This window comes from Thioclava arctica (genome assembly GCF_040892615.1).
GTDB classification, from domain to species: domain Bacteria; phylum Pseudomonadota; class Alphaproteobacteria; order Rhodobacterales; family Rhodobacteraceae; genus Thioclava; species Thioclava arctica.
The window spans coordinates 190,193-209,715 of record NZ_JBFRYC010000002.1 but is presented as its reverse complement, the minus strand read 5'-3'; the positions used below and the strand labels follow the sequence as shown (position 1 = coordinate 209,715).

Below are 19,523 nucleotides of genomic sequence, written 5' to 3'. Positions count from 1 at the left end.
TAGCGCGAAATACTCCACGGGGGGCTGGGGGTGTGAAACCCCCAGCCGCTCAATACCCGCGCGCGCGATCGACCAAATATAACAACGCCTCGCCCGCCTCACTGCGCCGAATGTTTTCGGCCACGACCTGTGCTGCGGTTTCTGCCCGGCTTTCCGCTGCAATATGAGGTGTGACGGTGACGCGCGGATGGGCCCAATAGGGGTGCGCGGGAGGCAAGGGTTCGACACGAAATACATCCAGCGTCGCATGGCCGATCTGCCCCGCATCAAGCGCTGCCAGCAGCGCCGCATCGTCGATCAGTGTGCCGCGACCGGGATTGATGATCGCCGCCCCTTTGGGCAGCAGAGCCAGCGTCTGCGCGTTTAGCAGATTGGACGTTTCGGGCGTGTCGGGCAGAAGGGAGACAAGGATCTCGGCGTGCGATAGCGCCTGTCTCAAACCCGCGGCTCCGTCCAGACAGGTGATGCCTGTGATCTGCTTCGGGCTACGGCTCCACCCCGTCACGTCAAAACCAAGACCCGACAAGCTCTGCGCGCAGGCCGCGCCAAGCGCCCCCAGCCCCAGCATCACGACGCGGCGATTGCGCGCCAGTGGCGGCACGCCGTCATCGTGGCGCCAGATCCCGTCTTGTTGCGCCAGCGTTGCATCCAACCCCAGATGATAGCGCAGCACGTGCCCGGTCACATATTCGACCATGCCGCGCTCCAGCCCGTCATCGACCATCCGGCACAGCGGCTGGGTCAGGGTTTTATTGCCCACCACACGCTCGACTCCAGCCCAAAGGTTGAGCACCGCTTTGGCGCGAGTGAAGGGCGTGAAATCCTGCACCGGGCCCATCGGGGAATAGACGATATAGTCGATGCTGTCGGGCGCGGCCGCATCGGGCAGCACGATTTCCGCCCTCACTCCGGCCTGCGCGAGGGCATGCGCCAACGGAGCCTTATAGCGCGGCCAATTCTCGGCCCGATCGGCAAAAAGAACCCGGATCATCCCTGCCTCGGTCTGTGAATATGCGCGCTTTGCACCAGCCCAAAGGCCGCTAGCAAGATCATCATCGCGGTGCCTCCGTAACTGACCAAGGGCAGCGGAACGCCCACCACGGGCATCAACCCCATCACCATCGCCATATTGATCGCGAAGAAGAAAAAGAACGTCCCCGCGACCCCAAAACTCAGCAATGAGGCAAAGCGGTCCTTGGTCGCCATCGCGGTATAAAGCGCGAAACCGATGATCCCGGCATAGAGCACCAGCAAAGAAAACGCGCCGACAAAGCCGAACTCCTCGGCCAGCGTGGTAAAGATGAAATCGGTGTGTTTCTCGGGCAGGAAGTTCAGCCGCGACTGCGTACCCTGCATAAATCCGCGCCCCGACCAGCCGCCAGACCCCAGCGCGATCTGTGCTTGCATGATGTTATAGCCCGCGCCCAGCGGGTCACTGCCGGGGTCAAGGAAGGTGTCGACGCGCTTGTATTGATAGTCATGCAGCAACTGCCAATCGGTGCCCCGGCTTTCCATCACGCCAAAGACCAGTGCCACCACCAAGGCAACGACTGTGCCGAAATACCATAAGGAAACCCCGGCTGCGAACATCACGAAGGCCCCGCCCAAGACCAACATCACCGCCGTGCCCAGATCGGGTTGGGCGAGCACGAGGAAGGTCGGAACAAGGATGATCAGTGCAGGCACCAAAACCCATTGCGGGCGCGAGACTTTCTCGACCGGCAGCCAATCATAATAGGCTGCCAGCAGCATCACGAGGGTGATTTTCATCAGCTCTGAGGGTTGAATGCGGATCGGCCCGATTTCCAGCCAGCGCTGCGCACCCATGCCGATTGCGCCGAACAGTTCCACCGCGACCAGCAGCAAGAGCGCGATGATATAGGCGACCGCCGAGACGTTACGCCAAAACCAGATCGGCACGAAGGCGACGACGAACATCGCAACCATGCCCAAGGCAAAGCGCTTCATCTGCGGTTCGGCCCAAGTGTGAATGTTGCCGCCCGCCACCGAATACAGCATCAAGAACCCGGCCGAGGCGACCGCCGTTAGCAAGACCACCAGCGGCCAGTTCATGTAAAACAGTTTGCGCCAGCCCGTTGGCACGGTCTTGAGGTTGGATTCGAGATAGCTCATGCGCGCGACTTCGCCTGTGGTTTTTGCACGGTTTCCGGGTCGACTAGATCCAGCGAGGCATTCAACGCCTGGGCCTTGGCGCGCGCGCTAGAGGGGTAGGCCTCATCCGGGGGAAGGCCACCGGCGAGCGCGAACAGCAAGACATCGCGCGCGATCGGCGCTGCGGCCACGGACCCGCCCGAGCCATGTTCGACCACCACCGAGACCGCGTAGCGCGGATTGTCGATCGGGGCGAAGGCGACGAACAGCGCGTGGTCGCGCTGATCCCAGGGCAACTGGTCGTTGCGGATCACGCCGCGCGCCCTCTCGGCCTTGGAGATGTTGCGCACTTGGCTGGTGCCCGATTTGCCTGCCATCTTCCATTCCGCCATCGCAATGCGAGAGCCGCGCCCGGTCCCGCGCGATGAGTTCACCACTGCCGTCATGCCCTTGCGGACATCATCGAGATAGGCCTTGGGGATGTCGAGATCGTCGCTGACGCGCACCGGCTGCTCGATTCCGTCGCGGGTGCGGATCAGGCGTGGCTCGACCTTTTTGCCACTTGCGATGCGCGCCGTCATGATCGCAAGATGCATCGGTGAGGCCAGCACATAGCCCTGACCGATCGCGGCATTGGCGGTGTCCCCGATCAGCCACTCTTTGCCGTAGCGCTCTTTTTTCCACTCTTTGTTGGGGGCCACGCCCTCTTTGACGGCCGACATCGGAAGGTCGGGGCGCACGCCGATGCCCAGCCGTTTGGCCATGTCGCTCATCTTGTCGATACCGACGCGTTGCGACATCTCATAGTAATAGACGTCGCAGCTTTGCTCCATGCTTTTGGTCATATCAACATGGCCGTGGCCGGCGCGTTTCCAGCAGTGAAACCGCCGTCCCGCAATCTCGACATAACCCGGACACCAGACGGTTTCATTGGGCGTCACAAGCCCGGCCTCAAGCGCGGCCAGCGCGGTCACCATCTTATAGGTGGACCCCGGCGGATAGAGGCCCTGCACCGATTTATCGGCCAAGGGGCGGTGGTCATCCTGCGTGAGCGTCTGGTATTCGGCCACCGAGATGCCGCGCACGAACATATTGGGATCAAACGAAGGTGCAGAGGCACAGGCCAGCACATCCCCATTGGTCACGTCGATCAACACGGTGGCGGCGGATTCATTTTCCAACCGCTTGAGCGCGTAGTTCTGCAGCCGGTAATCGAGGGTCAGTTGCAGGTTCTCACCGGGCTTGCCCGGCTCGCGCGACAGCTCGCGCATCTCGCGCCCTGCCGAGTTCACCTCGATCCGGCGCTGCCCGGCCTGACCGCGCAGCACGCTTTCTTCCTTGGCCTCGATCCCGGTTTTGCCAAGCTGGAATTTCGGGATCAGCAACAGCGGGTCGGGGTCATCCATCTTGCTCAGATCATAGTCCGAGACCGGGCCGACATAGCCCGCGACATGAGCGAAATCGTCGCGGCGCGGGTAGTTTCGCGACAGGCCGACATCGGGGTTCACGCCGGGCAAAGAGGGGCTGTTGACTGCCACGCGCGAGAATTCATCCCAACTCAGACGATCGGCCACCGTCACCGGAGTGGTCGGGGGGCGGCGGCGAATATCGTGCAGAATGTCCGCCGCATCGCTATCGGTAATCGGCACGAGGCGGCGCAGTTCGCTGAGCGTGGCTTCGACATCATCGCTATCCTCGCGTGTGATCGTGACGCGGTAATTCTGCTCATTGCCTGCCAGCAACACGCCGTTGCGATCATAAATGAGCCCACGCGCAGGCGGGATCAGCCGGATCTTGACCGAGTTCCCCTCGGCGAGCAGCCGATACTGATTGGCATCCTCAAGCTGCATCTTGCGCATCCGCGCGGCCAGTACCGCGACCACAGCCAATTGCGCGCCACCCAGCATCAGCCCGCGGCGCGTGATGCGGCGGGTGCTTTCTTGTGTCTCTTTCGGGGATCGTCTCATTGCTGACCCCTTTCTCTACAACCTATGCCCAAAGGCATCGACTTCACCCGGAGCCGCGCGGCGCAACCCAAATCCGACCCGCGACACCAGCACCACGAACGGGTAGGCCGCCAGTGTCATCAACATCTGGAACAGCTCCAACCCTAGCGAGGGCTGATCCAGCAGCACCATCACCAGCACCATCCGCTTGACCACCATCATCGCGATCAAGATCGCCGCAAGCAGCGCCCATTCCAGCGCAAAGGGCAAATCGCGCAAGGATTCCTCGCGGGCACGTAAAAACTCGGTCGCGCCCAGAACGATAAGCGCCCAAAGCCCGATTGGACGCCAGAATAACATATCCTCGAGTAAAAAGACCGCCACGATCAGGAGAGCGGGCACATATTCGGGCCGACGCAGCAACCAAGCCAGCGTGATCGCCAGCGTCAAATCGGGGCCGGGCAAACCGCCGGGCGCATGATCGACCGGCAGCAAGCGCACGAAAATCAGCACCAGCGCTATCGCGACATAAAGCGCGCGATAGCGCAGACGGCGGCTGGTGAGCGGATCAATCATTGGCTGGCCGCCCCGCTCCCATCGCCTCCATTATCGGTGCCATCTTCGGGTTGCAGCGCGCCCTCGCTGGCCTCGGCGCGCGCCTTTTGCGCGGCTTCGCGTTCAATCAGCGCGGGGTCTGGCGCGATCAGGCTGCCAACGGAGTCAATCTTTTCGGCGGGGTGCGAGCGCAGCACGCGCAAGAAATCAAGCCGCTCGTAATCGGCGGCAAGGCGCACCCGCATCCGCTTGTCGCGCCCCTGAAAGATCTGTCCCACCAGCAGCCCGGCAGGAAATACTCCGCCATCCCCCGAGGAAATCACCCGGTCACCGGGGCGTACGCGCTCGGGATGTTCAAGGAAGTCGATCACCGGGTAGGGCGAGTTATCGCCTGCCAGAATTGCGTTCTGTCCCGAGGCGGGAATGCTGATCGGGATCCGGCTGGAGGCATCGGTGAGCAGCAACACCCGGCTGGTGGATTTGCCCACGCCCGAGATCCGCCCGACGAGCCCCAGCCCGTCCATCGTCGCCCAGCCATCAACGATCCCGTCGCGCTGCCCGACATTCAGAAGCACCGATTTGCGAAATGGCGAGCCGCTATCGGCCAGCACGCGCCCCGACACGCTGGTGAGTTTCGGGTCAAGCCGCACCTTGTTTTGCGCCAGCAGCTTGGCATTTTGCTGTTCAAGCTGAACGGCCGCCTCTTTCCAGCTTTTCATCTGCTGCAATTCGCGGCGCAATTCCTGGTTCTGCTCGTAGATGCGGGCGTAGGATTGGAACCCCTCGACCATATCCGTCAGCTTCCCGACGGGCGCCATCACCCAGTCAAAACTGGGCACAAAGCGGTCAACAAGGGCCGAGCGCACGCGCTCCATCCGGGGGCTGTCGATGCGCCAGATCAGAAATAGGATCAGCAAAAACAGCGCCAAAAGCGCCACGCCCACGCGGCGCAGCGGGCCAAGATAATCCTCGTTATCGCGGTTTTTGGCCAAATCCGTCTCCGGTTAGCGCGGCTGACCGGGGCAAACCCGGATCAGCTATCGTAATCAATCACGTGGCGAAGCTGCTTTTCATATTCAAGCGCCTTGCCGGTGCCCAATGCAACACAGTTAAGCGACTGATCCGCAATCGAGATCGACAGACCCGTCTGCTCGCGCAGCGCCAGATCCAACTCGCCCAGCAGCGCGCCGCCGCCGGTCAACATCACGCCGCGATCCACGATATCTGCGGCCAGATCGGGGGGCGTGGTTTCCAGCGCCTGCATCACCGCGTCGCAAATCTGCTGCACGGGTTCGCTGAGCGCCTCGGCGACTTGCGCCTGCGTGATTTCGATTTCTTTGGGCACACCGTTGAGCAGGTCGCGCCCGCGCACATGCAGGCTCATCCCGCGACCGTCATCGGGCATCCGCGCGGTGCCGATCGTGGTCTTGATCCGCTCGGCGGTGGATTCGCCCACCAACAGGTTCTGGTTGCGCCGCAGATAGCTGATGATTGCCTCATCCATGCGGTCGCCGCCCACCCGCACCGAGCGCGCGTAGACGATATCGCCAAGGCTGAGGACGGCCACTTCGGTCGTGCCGCCGCCGATATCGACCACCATCGAGCCGGTGGGATCGGTGATCGGCATGCCCGCACCAATGGCGGCTGCGATGGGTTCCGCGATCAGGCCAGCGCGGCGCGCACCAGCGCTGAGAACCGACTGACGGATCGCGCGTTTTTCCACCGGGGTCGCGCCGTGGGGTACGCAGACGATGATTTTCGGTTTCGAGAAGGTCGAGCGTTTATGGACCTTGCGGATGAAGTGTTTGATCATCTCTTCGGCGGAGTCAAAGTCGGCGATGACACCGTCGCGCATCGGGCGGATCGCCTCGATCGAGCCGGGCGTGCGCCCCAGCATCAGCTTGGCATCTTCGCCAACGGCGAGCACCTGTTTCTTGCCGTCCTTGACGTGATAAGCCACCACCGAGGGTTCGTTCAGCACGATCCCTTTGCCTTTGACGTAGACCAGCGTATTCGCCGTGCCGAGGTCAATTGCCATATCCGAGGAAAAGAGCCCGCCTACCATTTTTCGCCTGTCCCGTCGTCAAATTCTAAATTGCCTCCGACTCGTCACAGCGGTGGCTCGCGCTCGGTATAGTCAAAGCACGCAAGACGTGGAAGCGGATTTGCGTTCAGCCCAAGCACCGCTCGCGGCAATCCGCCCAAGGGATTCCAAGCACTTGACCTTTTTCAACTTTTAGCCTGTCTGGCCCCGCGTGAAACGGGCTCAAAGTTTACATTATGCGATACGTCACGAAATCGTGCTATTTTCGTTAGTTTTTGCGACTTTGCGCAATACGCAAAAAGGGCAGCCCGCTGGCTGCCCTTTGCGATGAAGTGCCGTCCCGGTCTACAGCTTGAAACTGACCGATTTCATGTCCGCATCTGGCGCGGTTTTCTGGCTGCGCACCCGCAGCCGGTTGAGCGCACCGACATAGGCCTTCACGCTGGCCAGAATGGTGTCGGTATCAGAGGCAGACCCGGTGACGATGCGCCCGTCTTCCTCCATGCGAACCGAAACCGTGGCCTGCGCGTCGGTTCCCTCGGTCACCGCATGCACCTGATAGAGCTTGAGCTTGGCCTGCGTCGGATAGATCGCCTTGACGCAGTTAAAGACCGCATCGACCGGGCCATCGCCGCCACAGGTCGAGGATTTCTCCTCGCCATTCACCAGCATCTTCAGCTCGGCTTCCTGACCATCGCTGCCGCAGATCACACGCAGCCATTTCACCTGCAGATAATCGCTGTCGGTATTGGCGGCGCTATCGGACATCAGTGCGATCAGGTCGTCGTCGTAGATTTCCTTCTTGCGATCGGCCAGCGCCTTGAAGCGCACGAACACATCCTTGAGCTGGTTGTCGCCCAGTTCATAGCCCAGATCGTTGAGCTTGGCGCGCAGCGCCGCGCGCCCCGAATGCTTGCCCATCGCGATATTGGCCTCATTGAGCCCGATATCGGCGGGTTTCATGATCTCGAAGGTCTCAACGTTTTTCAGCACACCATCCTGATGGATGCCGCTTTCATGCAGAAACGCGTTCTTGCCGACGATCGCCTTGTTGAACTGCACCGCAAAGCCCGAAACCTGCGCCACACGGCGCGACAGGTTCATGATTTTGGTGGTGTCGATCCCGGTGTCGTAGGGCATGATGTCATGGCGCACTTTCATCGCCATCACGACCTCTTCAAGCGCGGTATTGCCCGCACGTTCGCCCAGACCGTTGATCGTGCATTCGATCTGACGTGCGCCTGCCTCAACTGCCGCCAGCGAGTTCGCCGTCGCCATGCCAAGATCGTTATGGCAATGCGTGGCAAAGACGATCTCATCCGCGCCCGGCACCCGCTCGATCAGCATCTTGATCAAATCGGCACTTTCGCGCGGCGCGGTGTAGCCCACCGTGTCGGGGATGTTGATCGTGGTGGCGCCAGCCTTGATCGCGATCTCGATCACCCGGCACAGATAATCATGCTCGGTCCGGGTGGCATCCATCGGCGACCATTGCACATTGTCACACAGGTTGCGCGCATGGGTGACGGTGTCGTGGATCACCTGCGCCATCTCATCCATGCTGAGGTTGGGAATGGCGCGATGCAGCGGCGAGGTGCCGATGAAGGTGTGGATGCGCGGCTTGGCTGCGTGCTGCACGGCCTCCCAGGCGCGGTCGATATCGGGCATCTTGGCGCGCGCCAGCCCGCAAATCACCGCGTTCTTTGAGCGTTTCGCGATCTCGCTGACGGCTTCGAAATCACCGATCGAGGCGATGGGGAACCCTGCCTCGATGATGTCCACGCCCATCTCGTCGAGCAGCTCGGCAATCTCGAGCTTTTCGTCATGCGTCATCGTGGCGCCCGGCGATTGCTCGCCATCGCGCAGCGTGGTGTCAAAAATCAAGACTTTGGATTTGTCGGTCATGGTCGGTGCCATTTGTTGTCTCTTTCCTAGCGGGTCTTAGCGTCAGTTTGTCCCGAAGGCCAGCGTTGCGCAGTGGCGGTCGGGATCGGTCCGGGCGCTGTCTACCCCTGAGCGGTCGCGCCCGGGTGGGGCACGCTCAGAGGCTGCTAAGAAGAAGGAGACCACGGGTCAGCGCGCCACGGGCTTGAGCCCCGGCTGCGGTAATTTGGATATGTTGATCCCGTGTCATGTGGGCGACTATAGGCAAACGTGCGGGAATGAAAAGTAAAAAAGGAACCAGCGCGGTCGGCCCCGCGTAGAATTCATACCCGGCCGAAGTGGTATCCGAAGGGAGAGAGCCATGACAGATCAGGCGCTTGTGATCGGCGATACAGGCGGGATCGGCGCTGCGATCCGGTCTGAACTAGAGGCGCGCGGGGCGGTCGTGACGGGGCTGTCACGATCACGCGACGGGTTCGATGTGAGTGATGAAGACAGTATCGCCTCGGCGCTGGGCGCGCTGAGCGGACCTTTCGATCTGATCTTCGTTGCCAGCGGTCAGCTTGGCACGCCTGAAAAGACGCTCTCGCAGCTTGGCGCGCAGGAAATGGCGGCGCAATTTGCGGTGAATGCGATGGGGCCTGCACTGGTTCTCAAACATGCGCGCCGATTATTGCCGCGCGACCGGCCTGCGCGGTTCGCTGCACTGTCGGCGCGGGTCGGCTCGATTGGCGATAATCGCTTGGGCGGGTGGTATAGCTACCGCGCCGCAAAATCCGCGCTCAATCAACTGATCCACGGCGCATCGGTTGAACTGGCCCGCAGCCATCCGCAGCTTGTTCTGGTCTGCCTGCATCCGGGGACGGTGGACACGCCCTTTACCGCCAATTACCCGCGCGGCAAGCTGACCCCGGCCGAGGCGGCGCGCCGTCTGCTGGATGTGCTGGAAGGCCTGAGCCCGACGCAAACGGGCGGATTTTACGACTACGCTGGAAAGGAAATCCCATGGTGAATTCGACACCCCGCAGAGCGCTTGTCACCGGGGGCGCGCATGGTATTGGCAAGGCGATTGCGCTTGATCTGGCTGCGGCAGGTTGGCATGTCGCTGTGCTCGATCTTGATGCCGAGGCGCTCGAGGCGATGCAGGGTCAGCGCGGGCTGCACCCGATCCCCTGCGACCTTTCGCGCGAGCGCGACATCAAGGCGGCGGTCACCGAGGCCGGGATCAAGCGGCTTGATCTGTTGGTCAATAACGGCGGACCTGCCGACCCCGTATGCGGCCCGCTTGAGGGGATGAGCCTGCAAGACTGGAACCGCTGGATTGGCCCGCATCTGACGGGCACGTTCTTGATGACGCGCGAATGCCTGCCAGCGCTGCGCGCGGTTCAGGGCTGTGTGATCAACATCGCCTCAACCCGCGCGCTGCAATCGGAACCCAACACCTATGCCTATGCCGCCGCCAAAGGCGGGGTGGAGGCGCTGACCCATGCGCTTGCGGTGGGCCTTGGCCCAGACGTGCGCGTGAATGCCATCGCGCCGGGATGGATCAACAGCCGCGCTGCCCCCCTCAGCGAGGCCGATCACGCCCAGCATCCCGTGGGCCGCGTTGGGGAACCCCGCGATATTGTGGGGGCCGTGCGTTATCTGGTCGATGCGGGCTTTGTCACGGGGCAGATGCTGGTGGTCGATGGCGGCATGACGCGGAAAATGATCTATGACTAGGCTGATCGTGGTGCTGGGCGACCAGCTTAGCCATGACGGCGCGGCGCTACGCGCAGCCGATAAGGCGCGCGATGTAGTGATGATGGCCGAGGTGCGCGCCGAGGCCAGCTATGCCGCCCATCACAAGCAGAAGCTCGCGCTGGTTTTCGCCGCGATGCGCCGCTTTGGCGACGAGCTGACACAGGCGGGCTGGCAGCTCCGCTACACCAAGCTGACCGACCCGGACAATGCCGGATCGTTGCCCGGCGAAATCGCGCGCCGAACCAAGGAACTCGGGGCCGATGAGGCGCTGGTGATCGCTCCGGGCGAATGGCGCTTGCGTGCGGCGTTCGAGGCCTGTCCGATCCAAATCCGACAACTGCCCGATGATCGGTTTTTCTGCTCAGAAGGCCGCTTTGCCGACTGGGCCAAGGGGCGCAAAGAGCTATGGATGGAGTGGTTCTATCGCGAGATGCGCCGCGAAACGGGCCTGTTGATGCAGGGCGATAAACCTGCGGGCGGGCAGTGGAATTTCGACAAGGACAACCGCAAGCCCGCACAGCCCGATCTGTTTCGCACCCCTGCGCCGACCTTTCGCAAAGACGCGCTGGTGCAAGAGGTGCTCGAGATGGTCGAAGCCGAGTTTCCCGATAATTTCGGCACGCTCGAGGGCTTTAACTGGCCCGTCAGTCGGGCGCAGGCGCTGCGCGCGCTTGATCATTCCATCACCCACAACCTGCGCGATTTCGGCCCCTATCAAGACGCGATGCTGGGTGACGATCCGCTACTCTATCATGCGCTGTTGTCTGCTCCGCTCAATATCGGGCTGCTTTCCCCGCACGAGGTTTGCGCGGCGGCAGAGTCTGCCTACCACGCGGGAAATGTGCCCATCCAATCGGCCGAGGGCTTTGTTCGCCAAATCTTGGGTTGGCGCGAATATATGCGCGGAATCTATTTCCACGAGGGGCCCGATTACACCGCGCGCAACGCGCTTGATCACCAGCGAGATCTGCCTTGCGCCTATTGGTCGGGCGAAACGGATATGGCTTGTCTGGCCGCCACCGTCGCCCAAACCCGCGACCTTGCCTATGCCCATCACATCCAACGCCTGATGGTGGCGGGCAATTTCGCGCTGCTCGCAGGCGTTGATCCCGCGCAGGTGCAAGACTGGTTCCTCGCGGTCTATATCGACGCGTTCGAATGGGTCGAAGCGCCCAACACGGCAGGCATGAGCCAGTTCGCCGATGGCGGTGTCGTGGCCTCGAAACCCTATATGTCTTCGGGCGCTTATATCGACAAGATGTCGGACTATTGCGCAGGCTGCGCCTATGATGTGGGGGCGAAATCGGGGCAGGGCGCTTGCCCGCTCAACAGCCTGTATTGGCATTTCATCGACCGCCACCGAGCACGGTTTGGGGGCAATCCCCGCATGGCGCTGGTCTATCGCAACTGGGACAAACAAGACGCGCAGGCCCGCCAAGACAAGCTCGACAGCGCTGCGGCCATACTGGCAAAGCTCGACGCAGGCGAGAGGGTCTGAGGCCCTTTCATCTAGCGAAAAATACTCCCGCCGGAGGCATCTGCGTGTTCAAATAATGCAAACGCCTGATAGTCCCATCGCGCGGCTCAGTTGCCGCCCGTGCCCTCGGCATTGGGCAAAACGGGCTCGGGCGTGGCCGCGGCGGGGGGCGGCGCTGCGCCCTGTTGCGATGTCGAGTCGGGCGGGGGCGTCTCGCGCAGCGTGCCTTGCGTCCATTTGCCTTGCGCAACCTCGCCCGAGGCATAGGTCATCGTGCCTTGCCCCTCGCGCTTGCCATTGTTGAAATGGCCCTCATACACATCACCATTGGCATAGCTTGCACGGCCTTCGCCGTCGATCGCGCCATTGTGCCACTGGCCCTCGTAGGAAAACCCGTCGGGCATGCTGAGCTTGCCCATGCCATCGCGCTGTCCGGCGTCGAAATTGCCCTCATAGACGGTGCCGTCGGCATAGCGCGCAATGCCTGTGCCCTGACGCTGACCATCAGCCCACTCGCCCTCGTAGGAATAGCCATCGGGATAGGTCATCTTGCCGGTGCCGTGATTGCGCGCATCCTTGAACTGGCCTTCATAGACAAGACCGTTGGCATAGCGCGCAATGCCAGAGCCCTCGATCACACCCGCAACCCAACCGCCCTCATAGCTTGAGCCATCGGGATAGGTGATCTTGCCCTGCCCATCGGGCAGGTCTGCCTTGAAATGTCCCTCATAGACCGAGCCATCGGGATATGAGACCTTGCCCGTTCCCTCGATCCGGCCCTCGCTCCAATCGCCTTCATAAAGATAGCCATCAGTGCCCTTGAAGGTGCCCGTGCCATCGCGCTTGTCGAGCAGGAACTCGCCCTCATAGGTATCGCCATTGGCATAGGTGACGCGGCCGCGACCGTGGCGCTTGCCGTTGACCATCTGGCCCTCATAGACATCGCCGTTGGGCTGGGTCAGCTTGCCCATCCCGTTCATCTGGCCGTCTTTCCACTGCCCCTCAAAGATCAGCCCGTCGGCCATCTTCAGCGTCCCGTCCCCGGCGCGTTGGCCGTTTTTCACCTGACCCTCATAGGTCGAGCCATCGGGATAGGTGATCAGCCCCGTGCCTTCTTTGATGCCCGCAACCCAATCGCCCTCGTAGCGATAGCCATTGGCGGCTTCAAGCGTGCCCTTGCCGTCATGCATCGCGTTGCGAAACTGGCCTTTGTAGATCGAGCCATTGGCATAATGCGCAACTCCCGTGCCGGTGATCTCGCCTGCGACCCAATCGCCCTCATAGGTGCCGCCATCGGCGAAAGTGATCTTGCCCTTGCCGTCGGGCTTGCCGCGCGCGAACTGCCCCTCATAGACCGAGCCGTTGGGAAAGCGCGCGCGACCCTGGCCGCGGATCTCGCCCATCACCCATTGGCCCTCATATTCATAGCCCGAGGGGAGCTTATAGGTGCCGTATCCGTCCTGCTTGCCATCGGTGAACGTGCCCTCATAGAGCCCGCCATCGTCATATTGCTTGGTGATGACCTCTTGTGCGCGCGCGCCTTGCGCGCCCAGCACTGCGGCAATCAATGCCGCCGATGTCATGATGCGAAGCCGCGCCCCTGCCATGCCTGCCCTCGCTGTGATTTGGGTCGATGTCAGACGGGATTCGCCCCGTCACTGTTAACGATTAGAGTAAGCGGCGGGGCAAGGTGTGACAAGCAGATGTGCCCAAGCGGTGGTGTGGCGGCCTTGCGAATGTGCGCGCGCCCTTTTCTGCCGGGCGCTTTCTGTTAAATGAAGGTCAGTCTGATAGCCCGAGGATGCCCATGGCCGACCGTTTCCGCCTGACCCTTGCCCAGCTCAACCCAACCGTGGGCGCGCTGCAAGCCAATGCCGAGAAAGCCTATGAGGCGTGGTCTGCGGGCCGCGCCGCGGGGGCTGATATGGTCGCGCTGCCCGAGATGTTTCTGACGGGCTATCAAACGCAGGACCTGATCGCCAAGCGCGCCTTCGTGCGCGATGCCACTGCCGCGATGGAGGCCTTGGGCGCGCGTATCACCGATGGTCCCGCGCTGGGCATTGGCGCGCCATTCTGGGACGACAGCGGTCATTACAACGCCTATTGGGTCTGGAAAGAGGGCAAACTGGTTGCGCGGATGCTCAAGCATGAGCTGCCCCATAAGGGCATTTTCGACGAATACCGGCTGTTCGATGTCGGCCCGATTTCGGGCCCCTACGCGATTAACGGGGTGCGCATCGGCTCTCCGATCTGCGAAGATGCGTGGCATCCCGACGTGGCCGAGACGCTGGCCGAAACAGGCGCCGAGATTTTGATCGTGCCCAATGGCTCGCCCTACTATCGCGGCAAGCTGGACACGCGGATGAACCACATGGTTGCGCGCGTGACCGAGACCGGGTTGCCGCTGGTGTATCTCAATGCTGTAGGCGGGCAGGACGATCAGGTTTTTGACGGGGCGAGCTTTGTGCTCAACCGTCACGGCGCGTTGGCTGCGCAATTCGCGCCCTTCGATGAAATCGTCGATCACGTCGATTTCGAACGCGGGGCGGATGGCTGGGCCTGTGTGTCGGGCCGCGATGATGCGCAACCCTCCGAGTGGGAACAGGATTATCGCGCGATGGTGATGGGAACGGCGGATTACCTTGGTAAATCAGGGTTTTCCAAGGTCGTTCTGGGCCTTTCGGGCGGGATCGACTCTGCGCTTGTGGCCACGATTGCCGCCGATGCGCTGGGCGCGGAGAACGTGCATTGCGTAATGCTGCCCTCGGAATACACCTCGCAAGGTTCGCTTGATGATGCTGCCGATCTGGCCACACGTCAGAACATGCGCCTTGATACGGTCAAGATCGACGGCGCGCGCGATGCGGTGAACGATGCGCTGGGGCATCTGATGGCGGGCACGAAGCCCGACGTGACCGAAGAAAATATCCAATCGCGCCTGCGCGGCGTGATGCTGATGGCGATCTCGAACAAGTTCGGCGAGATGCTGCTGACCACCGGCAACAAGTCAGAAATGGCGGTGGGTTATGCCACGATCTATGGCGACATGAATGGCGGCTACAACCCGATCAAGGATCTCTACAAGACCCGCGTGTTCGAAACCTGCCGCTGGCGCAATGCCAATCATCGCGACTGGATGAAGGGCGCGCCGGGCGAGGTGATTCCGCCCAGCATTATCGACAAGCCCCCCTCGGCCGAGCTGCGCCCCGATCAGCGTGACGATGACAGCCTGCCTCCCTATCCGGTGCTGGATGGTATCCTTGAAGGGCTGGTCGAAGATGACGCCTCGGTCGTCGATCTGGTGGCGCGCGGCTTTGAGCACGACACGATCAAGAAGGTCGAGCATCTGCTTTATATCGCGGAATGGAAACGCTTTCAGTCTGCGCCGGGGCCGCGCATCTCGCGCAAGGGGTTCTGGCTGGATCGTCGCTATCCGATGGTCAATCGCTGGCGCGATACCGGCCATGGCCGTGCCCGCCCTGAACCGCGCGAACCGGAATCCTAAGCGCAGTGGGTTAGTCTTTCGCGGCCAGCAACGCCGAAATCTCGGCGGCAAGGGCGTTCACCTCGGCTGTGGCGGCGGATTTGCCAGCCTCAAGCGCGCTTAGCCCTTGTCCAAGGGTCTCCGCATAGACCACGCGGTGCCCAAGGGTGATGCTGGCAACCTCAGAGGAAATGGCGGCAGCGGCGGCGGCCACATCTTCGGCCAGGCGGGTGCCCGATTTCACGCGGTTCAGCACGATCAGGCAGGTCTTGTCGACGCGTTGCGCCAAATCCACGACGCCATCCGTCGCCCAAAGATCCACCAGCGACGAGCCCACAGGCACAAGCACCAGATCGGCCTCGCGCAGAGCAGGTTTCAGATCGCTATCCACCTTGGGCGGCGTATCAATGATCACGATGTCATTGTTAGCGCTCAGTTTTGTGCACTCATAGCCAACGCCCCAAGCCGAGGAGGTGGCAAATTCCACGCCGGGATCGCCAAGCAATTCGCGCCGCGTCATGAACCAGCGACCAAGCGAACCTTGCGGATCGGTATCAAGGATCGCCACGCGTTGATATTGTTTCGCAAAAGCGATGGCGAGATTGACCGCGAGCGTGGTTTTCCCCGCTCCGCCCTTTTGTTGAGCGATCGTGATGATATGCGCCAACTGATTCCCTCGCTGCTGCGGGGACGTCATATCACGATAGATTTGGGAATTATATGTCGCTCAATCGGGCAAGCGTGGGAAGGCCCCAAACGGTGTGAACGGGCTGCGAGAGGTTGGGCGATGATGCGCGACAGTGCGGCGACCCAACTTCGAACACGCCGGGCTTTGACTCTCAGCTTGCTCCGCGGGCCGCTTCTGGATTCTCGGCCAAAAAGGCGCGCAAGACGGCAAATAATTCGCCCGCCTGATCTACGTTGTCCGCGTGCAAAGCAGAGCGGATATCGTCGCAAATCATCTCGTTTACTTTTTGCGGCCCGTGATGGACGTGCATCATGTATTCGCCCAACAGCGTCGCATCGTATGCGCTGATATGTTCATGCGCAGACAGCGCGTCAATTTCTGCACGACTTAGCGCAGACATGTCCTCAACATCTTCCAAAGTGATCATTGCGTCTCTCCCCCAATGGAAGATGATTCTATCAAATTGGAGACACCTCCGCCTTGATGGACCTCAAGGCGGAAATGCGACCGCTTTGGGCATGAAGCGGCCCGTGCAATATGCTTTGGGCCCTCAGCCGCGCGCGCGCACCTTGTGCAAAAGCGGCATCAGGCTGCCCATGTCGGGGCCATGCGCCTGACCGGTCACGGCCTTGCGCAGCGGCATGAACAGGCCCTTGCCCTTGCGCCCTGTGGCGTCCTTGACGGCGCTGGTCCAGTCTTTCCAAGTGGTCTCGGAATAGGGCGCGTCGGGCAACATCGTCATGGCTTGAGCGATGAAATCGGCATCCTCGGGGTCGATCACCGGCTCGGCGCCGTTCAGGCACAGATCGGCCCAGTGATCGAGATCGCTGAGCGTATCGATATTTTGCGAGGCCACGGCCCAGAATTGTTCGGCCTGTTCGGCGGGAATGCCGAGGGCGGCGATTTGGTCTTTGACCACCGCGAAGGGCAGGTGCTGGTTGCGCGTGCGCGTCAGCGGGATCAGGTCTTCGGCGTCGAATTTGGTGGGGGCCGAGCCGAACTGGCTGAGTTCAAATCCTTCGGCCAGCTCATCCATGCTCATGCGCAGCTCAATCGGCTGGCTGGAGCCCAAGCGCGCCATCATGCTTAGCAGCGCTTCGGGGGCGATCCCTTTGGCGCGCAGATCGCGGATTGAGAGCGCGCCGAGACGCTTGGACAGTTCTTCGCCCTGCGGACCGGTCAGCAGCGAGTGATGCGCGAAGGCGGGAACCTTGCCGCCAATCGCCTCGATGATCTGGATTTGCGTTGCGGTATTGGTGACGTGATCGCCGCCACGCACGATATGGGTGATGCCCATATCCGCGTCATCGACCGGCGAAGCAAAGGTATAGAGCACCTGACCCGAGGCCTTGATCAGCACCGGGTCCGACACCGACGCCGCATCAATCGACAGATCGCCCAAGATGCCATCGGCCCACTCGATCCGCTCAAGTTCCAGCTTGAAGCGCCAGTAGCCATCCTTGCCAGCGGCGCGCGCGGCTTCTTTGTCGGCCTCAGACAGATGCATCGAGGCGCGGTCATAAACCGGCGGCTTGCCCATATTGAGCTGCTTCTTGCGTTTCAAATCCAGCTCGGTCGGGCTTTCGAAACACTCATAAAGCTTGCCCGCAGCTTTTAATTCCTCAGCCACCTCGCGGTAGCGATCAAGGCGCAGCGACTGGCGTTCTTCGCGGTCCCACTCGATGCCCAACCATTCCAGATCGCCCTTGAGCGCATCGATATATTCCTGCTTCGAGCGCTCTTGATCTGTGTCGTCGAGGCGCAGGATGAACGTGCCGCCCGTCTTGCGCGCGATCAGGTAGTTCATCAGCGCGGTGCGCAGATTGCCGACATGGATATAGCCGGTGGGCGAGGGGGCGAAACGGGTAACGGTGGTCATCGGGGTCAACTCCTAGTTGGCGCCTGCTCTTTCATAGCGCGGGGCGTTTGTCCATATGAAGGGCTATGCGTGGCGGGTATGGCCGCTCTGGAGGGTGCGATGGAGCAAAGCGATTGGGCCGGTGTGCTGGCCCCCGGTCTGGATGATATTGCGGCTTTGGCAATGGCTGCGCGTGCCAGCTTGCCGCCCGAATTTGCTGCCGCCGCCAAGGATGTGGCGATCCGGGTGGAGGATGTCGCCCCCGATGCGCTGCTGGACGATCTGGGCATCGACAATCCCCTTGCGCTGAGCGGGCTATATGAAGGGGTGCCGCTGACGCAGAAATCGGTGATGGATCCGGGCGGGCATTCCGATGTGATCTGGCTGTTTCGCCGCGCGATTGTCGATGAATGGGCTGCGCGGGGCGATGTGACGCTGGATGTGCTGGTCACGCATGTCTTCGTGCATGAGTTGGCGCATCATCTGGGCTGGTCGGATGGCGATATCGCGGCAATTGATCGCTGGTGGGAGTGAACCAAGCTGCTCACGGATACGTTACAGTGCTATAATCAGGTCTGCGCCCCGCGCGCAGGCGTGATTCTTGACGTATCGTTTTTCAGCCATTTGGAGAGACAGATGACGAGGACCCTTATCACCCGCCGCACCGCGTTTATGGCCGCCGCAGCCTTGCCCGCCGCCCCCGCTTTGCTCGGGGCAAGCATGACGCAAGCGCAGACGGTCGCCGCTGCCCCGCCCGCGATCCCGCCCTATCGGCGGGTCACATTGGGCGATATGACGGTGACGACGCTTTTGGCGGGCACCCGTCCGCTGGACAATCCGCAAGGCACCTTTGGCACCAATGCCAGCCCTGAAGATTTCAATGCTCTGTCGTCCGAGGCCTTTATTCCCGCCGACAAGGCGCTGAATTTCTTCACGCCAACGCTGATTGAGGCGGGCGATGAAAAGATTCTGTTCGATACCGGTCTTAGCCCCGAGGGCACCGCTGCTGCCCTGGCGGCCGCCGGGCATGGCACCGATGATATCACCACGGTGGTGATCACCCATATGCATGGCGATCACATTGGCGGCCTGATGGGCGAGGGCGGGGCGACCTTTGGCAAGGCGAGATATATCACCGGCGAGGTCGAGTTCGATCATTGGTCCAAGGCCGGCAATGACACCTTCGAGGCCAAGGTGCGCCCGCTCGAAGATCAGTTCACCTTTATCAAGGGCGGGGAGTCGGTCGTTTCGGGGATCACGGCGGTCGAGGCCTTTGGCCACACGCCGGGTCATATGGCCTATATGGTGGAAAGTGGTGGCAAGTCGCTGGTTCTGGCGGTGGACAGTGCAAACCACTACGTCTGGTCGCTGCAACGCCCCGACTGGGAGGTGCGTTTCGACATGGACAAGGCGCAGGCCGCCGCGACGCGCAAATCGCTGTTTGGCATGGTCGCAGCCGACAGGGTGCCTTTCATCGGCTATCACATGCCCTTCCCCGGCATGGGCTATCTGGAAACCTCCGGGCCGGGCTATCGGTTTGTTCCGGTCAGCTATCAGTTGAGCGTCTGACCCAAGGCGCGTGAAAGCGATCTAAGCACTCAAGAGTGAAACGGGCGGCACTGTGAAAGTGTGGCCCGTTTTGCATTTTCGGGAACGCACGCGGGCGCAACGCCCTTGGATCAGCTGTTGCGAGGTGCCATGATCGCCACCAGGCCCCCGATCGGCCTGCCAA

At 61.6% G+C, this 19,523-nt stretch carries 17 protein-coding genes; 6 read left to right on the top strand and 11 right to left on the bottom strand.

Annotated features, from left to right (window positions below; translation table 11 throughout):
- Positions 1 to 49: 49 nt before the first annotated feature.
- From AB4874_RS03915 to AB4874_RS03885, 7 genes are all read right to left on the bottom strand, one after another.
- Positions 50 to 991, bottom strand: a complete 942-nt coding sequence (locus tag AB4874_RS03915) for a 2-hydroxyacid dehydrogenase (RefSeq protein ID WP_368391011.1) — start codon at positions 989 to 991, stop codon at positions 50 to 52.
- Positions 988 to 2,133 carry a rod shape-determining protein RodA gene (rodA, locus tag AB4874_RS03910; protein ID WP_295531555.1) on the bottom strand — a complete coding sequence of 382 codons (1,146 nt, stop codon included), beginning with the start codon at positions 2,131 to 2,133 and terminating at the stop codon, positions 988 to 990. The genes AB4874_RS03915 and rodA overlap by 4 nt, the downstream gene beginning before the upstream one ends.
- A complete protein-coding gene (mrdA, locus tag AB4874_RS03905) occupies positions 2,130 to 4,079 on the bottom strand; it encodes a penicillin-binding protein 2 (RefSeq protein WP_368391010.1) in 1,950 nt (649 codons plus the stop codon). Before mrdA ends, rodA begins: the two co-directional genes overlap by 4 nt.
- 15 nt (positions 4,080 to 4,094) lie before the next feature.
- Entirely contained in the window at positions 4,095 to 4,634 is a 540-nt protein-coding gene (locus AB4874_RS03900; RefSeq protein ID WP_368391009.1) for a rod shape-determining protein MreD, read from the bottom strand.
- The gene (gene mreC, locus AB4874_RS03895; protein WP_295531546.1) at positions 4,631 to 5,605 is read right to left on the bottom strand and encodes a rod shape-determining protein MreC; all 975 of its coding nucleotides are present in this window, start codon (positions 5,603 to 5,605) and stop codon (positions 4,631 to 4,633) included. The genes AB4874_RS03900 and mreC overlap by 4 nt, the downstream gene beginning before the upstream one ends.
- A gap of 41 nt (positions 5,606 to 5,646) precedes the next feature.
- Positions 5,647 to 6,678, bottom strand: coding sequence for a rod shape-determining protein (locus AB4874_RS03890; protein ID WP_295531542.1), 1,032 nt, complete (start codon positions 6,676 to 6,678; stop codon positions 5,647 to 5,649).
- Between the two features lie 324 nt (positions 6,679 to 7,002).
- Positions 7,003 to 8,562, bottom strand: coding sequence for a 2-isopropylmalate synthase (locus AB4874_RS03885; protein ID WP_368391228.1), 1,560 nt, complete (start codon positions 8,560 to 8,562; stop codon positions 7,003 to 7,005).
- A gap of 340 nt (positions 8,563 to 8,902) precedes the next feature.
- On the opposite strand from AB4874_RS03885, the gene AB4874_RS03880 reads away from it, so the two are divergent.
- Genes AB4874_RS03880 through AB4874_RS03870 form a run of 3 tightly spaced genes read left to right on the top strand, consistent with a single transcriptional unit; the run spans position 8,903 to position 11,782 of the window.
- Positions 8,903 to 9,553 carry an SDR family NAD(P)-dependent oxidoreductase gene (locus AB4874_RS03880; RefSeq protein WP_368391008.1) on the top strand — a complete coding sequence of 217 codons (651 nt, stop codon included), beginning with the start codon at positions 8,903 to 8,905 and terminating at the stop codon, positions 9,551 to 9,553.
- The gene (locus AB4874_RS03875) at positions 9,550 to 10,263 is read left to right on the top strand and encodes an SDR family oxidoreductase (protein ID WP_368391007.1); all 714 of its coding nucleotides are present in this window, start codon (positions 9,550 to 9,552) and stop codon (positions 10,261 to 10,263) included. The genes AB4874_RS03880 and AB4874_RS03875 overlap by 4 nt, the downstream gene beginning before the upstream one ends.
- Positions 10,256 to 11,782 (top strand): cryptochrome/photolyase family protein, encoded by a 1,527-nt coding sequence (locus tag AB4874_RS03870; RefSeq protein WP_368391006.1) that lies wholly within the window; start codon positions 10,256 to 10,258, stop codon positions 11,780 to 11,782. Before AB4874_RS03875 ends, AB4874_RS03870 begins: the two co-directional genes overlap by 8 nt.
- 86 nt (positions 11,783 to 11,868) lie before the next feature.
- Here the strand turns inward: AB4874_RS03870 and AB4874_RS03865 are convergent, their stop codons facing one another.
- Entirely contained in the window at positions 11,869 to 13,368 is a 1,500-nt protein-coding gene (locus tag AB4874_RS03865; RefSeq protein WP_438273436.1) for an MORN repeat-containing protein, read from the bottom strand.
- 200 nt (positions 13,369 to 13,568) lie between these two features.
- On the opposite strand from AB4874_RS03865, the gene AB4874_RS03860 reads away from it, so the two are divergent.
- Positions 13,569 to 15,266, top strand: a complete 1,698-nt coding sequence (locus AB4874_RS03860; RefSeq protein WP_368391005.1) for an NAD+ synthase — start codon at positions 13,569 to 13,571, stop codon at positions 15,264 to 15,266.
- Between the two features lie 10 nt (positions 15,267 to 15,276).
- Here AB4874_RS03860 and parA read toward each other — a convergent pair whose 3' ends face one another.
- The 3 genes from parA to gltX all read right to left on the bottom strand — a co-directional run bounded on the left by parA (position 15,277) and on the right by gltX (position 17,812).
- Positions 15,277 to 15,912 carry a ParA family partition ATPase gene (parA, locus tag AB4874_RS03855; protein WP_368391004.1) on the bottom strand — a complete coding sequence of 212 codons (636 nt, stop codon included), beginning with the start codon at positions 15,910 to 15,912 and terminating at the stop codon, positions 15,277 to 15,279.
- 172 nt (positions 15,913 to 16,084) lie between these two features.
- Entirely contained in the window at positions 16,085 to 16,360 is a 276-nt protein-coding gene (locus tag AB4874_RS03850) for a hypothetical protein (protein ID WP_368391003.1), read from the bottom strand.
- Positions 16,361 to 16,483: 123 nt separating this feature from the next.
- Complete coding sequence (gene gltX, locus AB4874_RS03845) at positions 16,484 to 17,812, bottom strand: glutamate--tRNA ligase (RefSeq protein ID WP_368391002.1); 1,329 nt, start codon at positions 17,810 to 17,812, stop codon at positions 16,484 to 16,486.
- Positions 17,813 to 17,890: 78 nt separating this feature from the next.
- Between gltX and AB4874_RS03840 the strand changes: the two genes are divergently transcribed.
- Both AB4874_RS03840 and AB4874_RS03835 read left to right on the top strand, forming a co-directional pair.
- Positions 17,891 to 18,325: a metallopeptidase family protein gene (locus AB4874_RS03840; protein WP_438273435.1), complete on the top strand. Its 435-nt coding sequence runs from the start codon at positions 17,891 to 17,893 to the stop codon at positions 18,323 to 18,325.
- A 102-nt stretch (positions 18,326 to 18,427) separates the two neighbouring features.
- On the top strand, positions 18,428 to 19,360 hold the full coding sequence (locus AB4874_RS03835) for an MBL fold metallo-hydrolase (RefSeq protein ID WP_368391001.1): 933 nt from the start codon (positions 18,428 to 18,430) through the stop codon (positions 19,358 to 19,360).
- Positions 19,361 to 19,523: the final 163 nt, after the last annotated feature.

What these genes read in the sequence shown, in the direction of transcription:
- AB4874_RS03870 (WP_368391006.1), top strand. Translation starts at nt 10,256, where the DNA reads ATGACTAGGCTGATCGTGGTGCTGGGCGACCAGCTTAGCCATGACGGC.
- rodA (WP_295531555.1), bottom strand. Translation starts at nt 2,133, where the DNA reads ATGAGCTATCTCGAATCCAACCTCAAGACCGTGCCAACGGGCTGGCGC.
- AB4874_RS03850 (WP_368391003.1), bottom strand. Translation starts at nt 16,360, where the DNA reads ATGATCACTTTGGAAGATGTTGAGGACATGTCTGCGCTAAGTCGTGCA.
- AB4874_RS03835 (WP_368391001.1), top strand. Translation starts at nt 18,428, where the DNA reads ATGACGAGGACCCTTATCACCCGCCGCACCGCGTTTATGGCCGCCGCA.
- AB4874_RS03880 (WP_368391008.1), top strand. Translation starts at nt 8,903, where the DNA reads ATGACAGATCAGGCGCTTGTGATCGGCGATACAGGCGGGATCGGCGCT.
- AB4874_RS03865 (WP_438273436.1), bottom strand. Translation starts at nt 13,368, where the DNA reads ATGGCAGGGGCGCGGCTTCGCATCATGACATCGGCGGCATTGATTGCC.
- gltX (WP_368391002.1), bottom strand. Translation starts at nt 17,812, where the DNA reads ATGACCACCGTTACCCGTTTCGCCCCCTCGCCCACCGGCTATATCCAT.
- AB4874_RS03840 (WP_438273435.1), top strand. Translation starts at nt 17,891, where the DNA reads ATGGCCGCTCTGGAGGGTGCGATGGAGCAAAGCGATTGGGCCGGTGTG.
- AB4874_RS03885 (WP_368391228.1), bottom strand. Translation starts at nt 8,562, where the DNA reads ATGACCGACAAATCCAAAGTCTTGATTTTTGACACCACGCTGCGCGAT.
- mrdA (WP_368391010.1), bottom strand. Translation starts at nt 4,079, where the DNA reads ATGAGACGATCCCCGAAAGAGACACAAGAAAGCACCCGCCGCATCACG.
- AB4874_RS03860 (WP_368391005.1), top strand. Translation starts at nt 13,569, where the DNA reads ATGGCCGACCGTTTCCGCCTGACCCTTGCCCAGCTCAACCCAACCGTG.
- AB4874_RS03900 (WP_368391009.1), bottom strand. Translation starts at nt 4,634, where the DNA reads ATGATTGATCCGCTCACCAGCCGCCGTCTGCGCTATCGCGCGCTTTAT.
- AB4874_RS03915 (WP_368391011.1), bottom strand. Translation starts at nt 991, where the DNA reads ATGATCCGGGTTCTTTTTGCCGATCGGGCCGAGAATTGGCCGCGCTAT.
- AB4874_RS03890 (WP_295531542.1), bottom strand. Translation starts at nt 6,678, where the DNA reads ATGGTAGGCGGGCTCTTTTCCTCGGATATGGCAATTGACCTCGGCACG.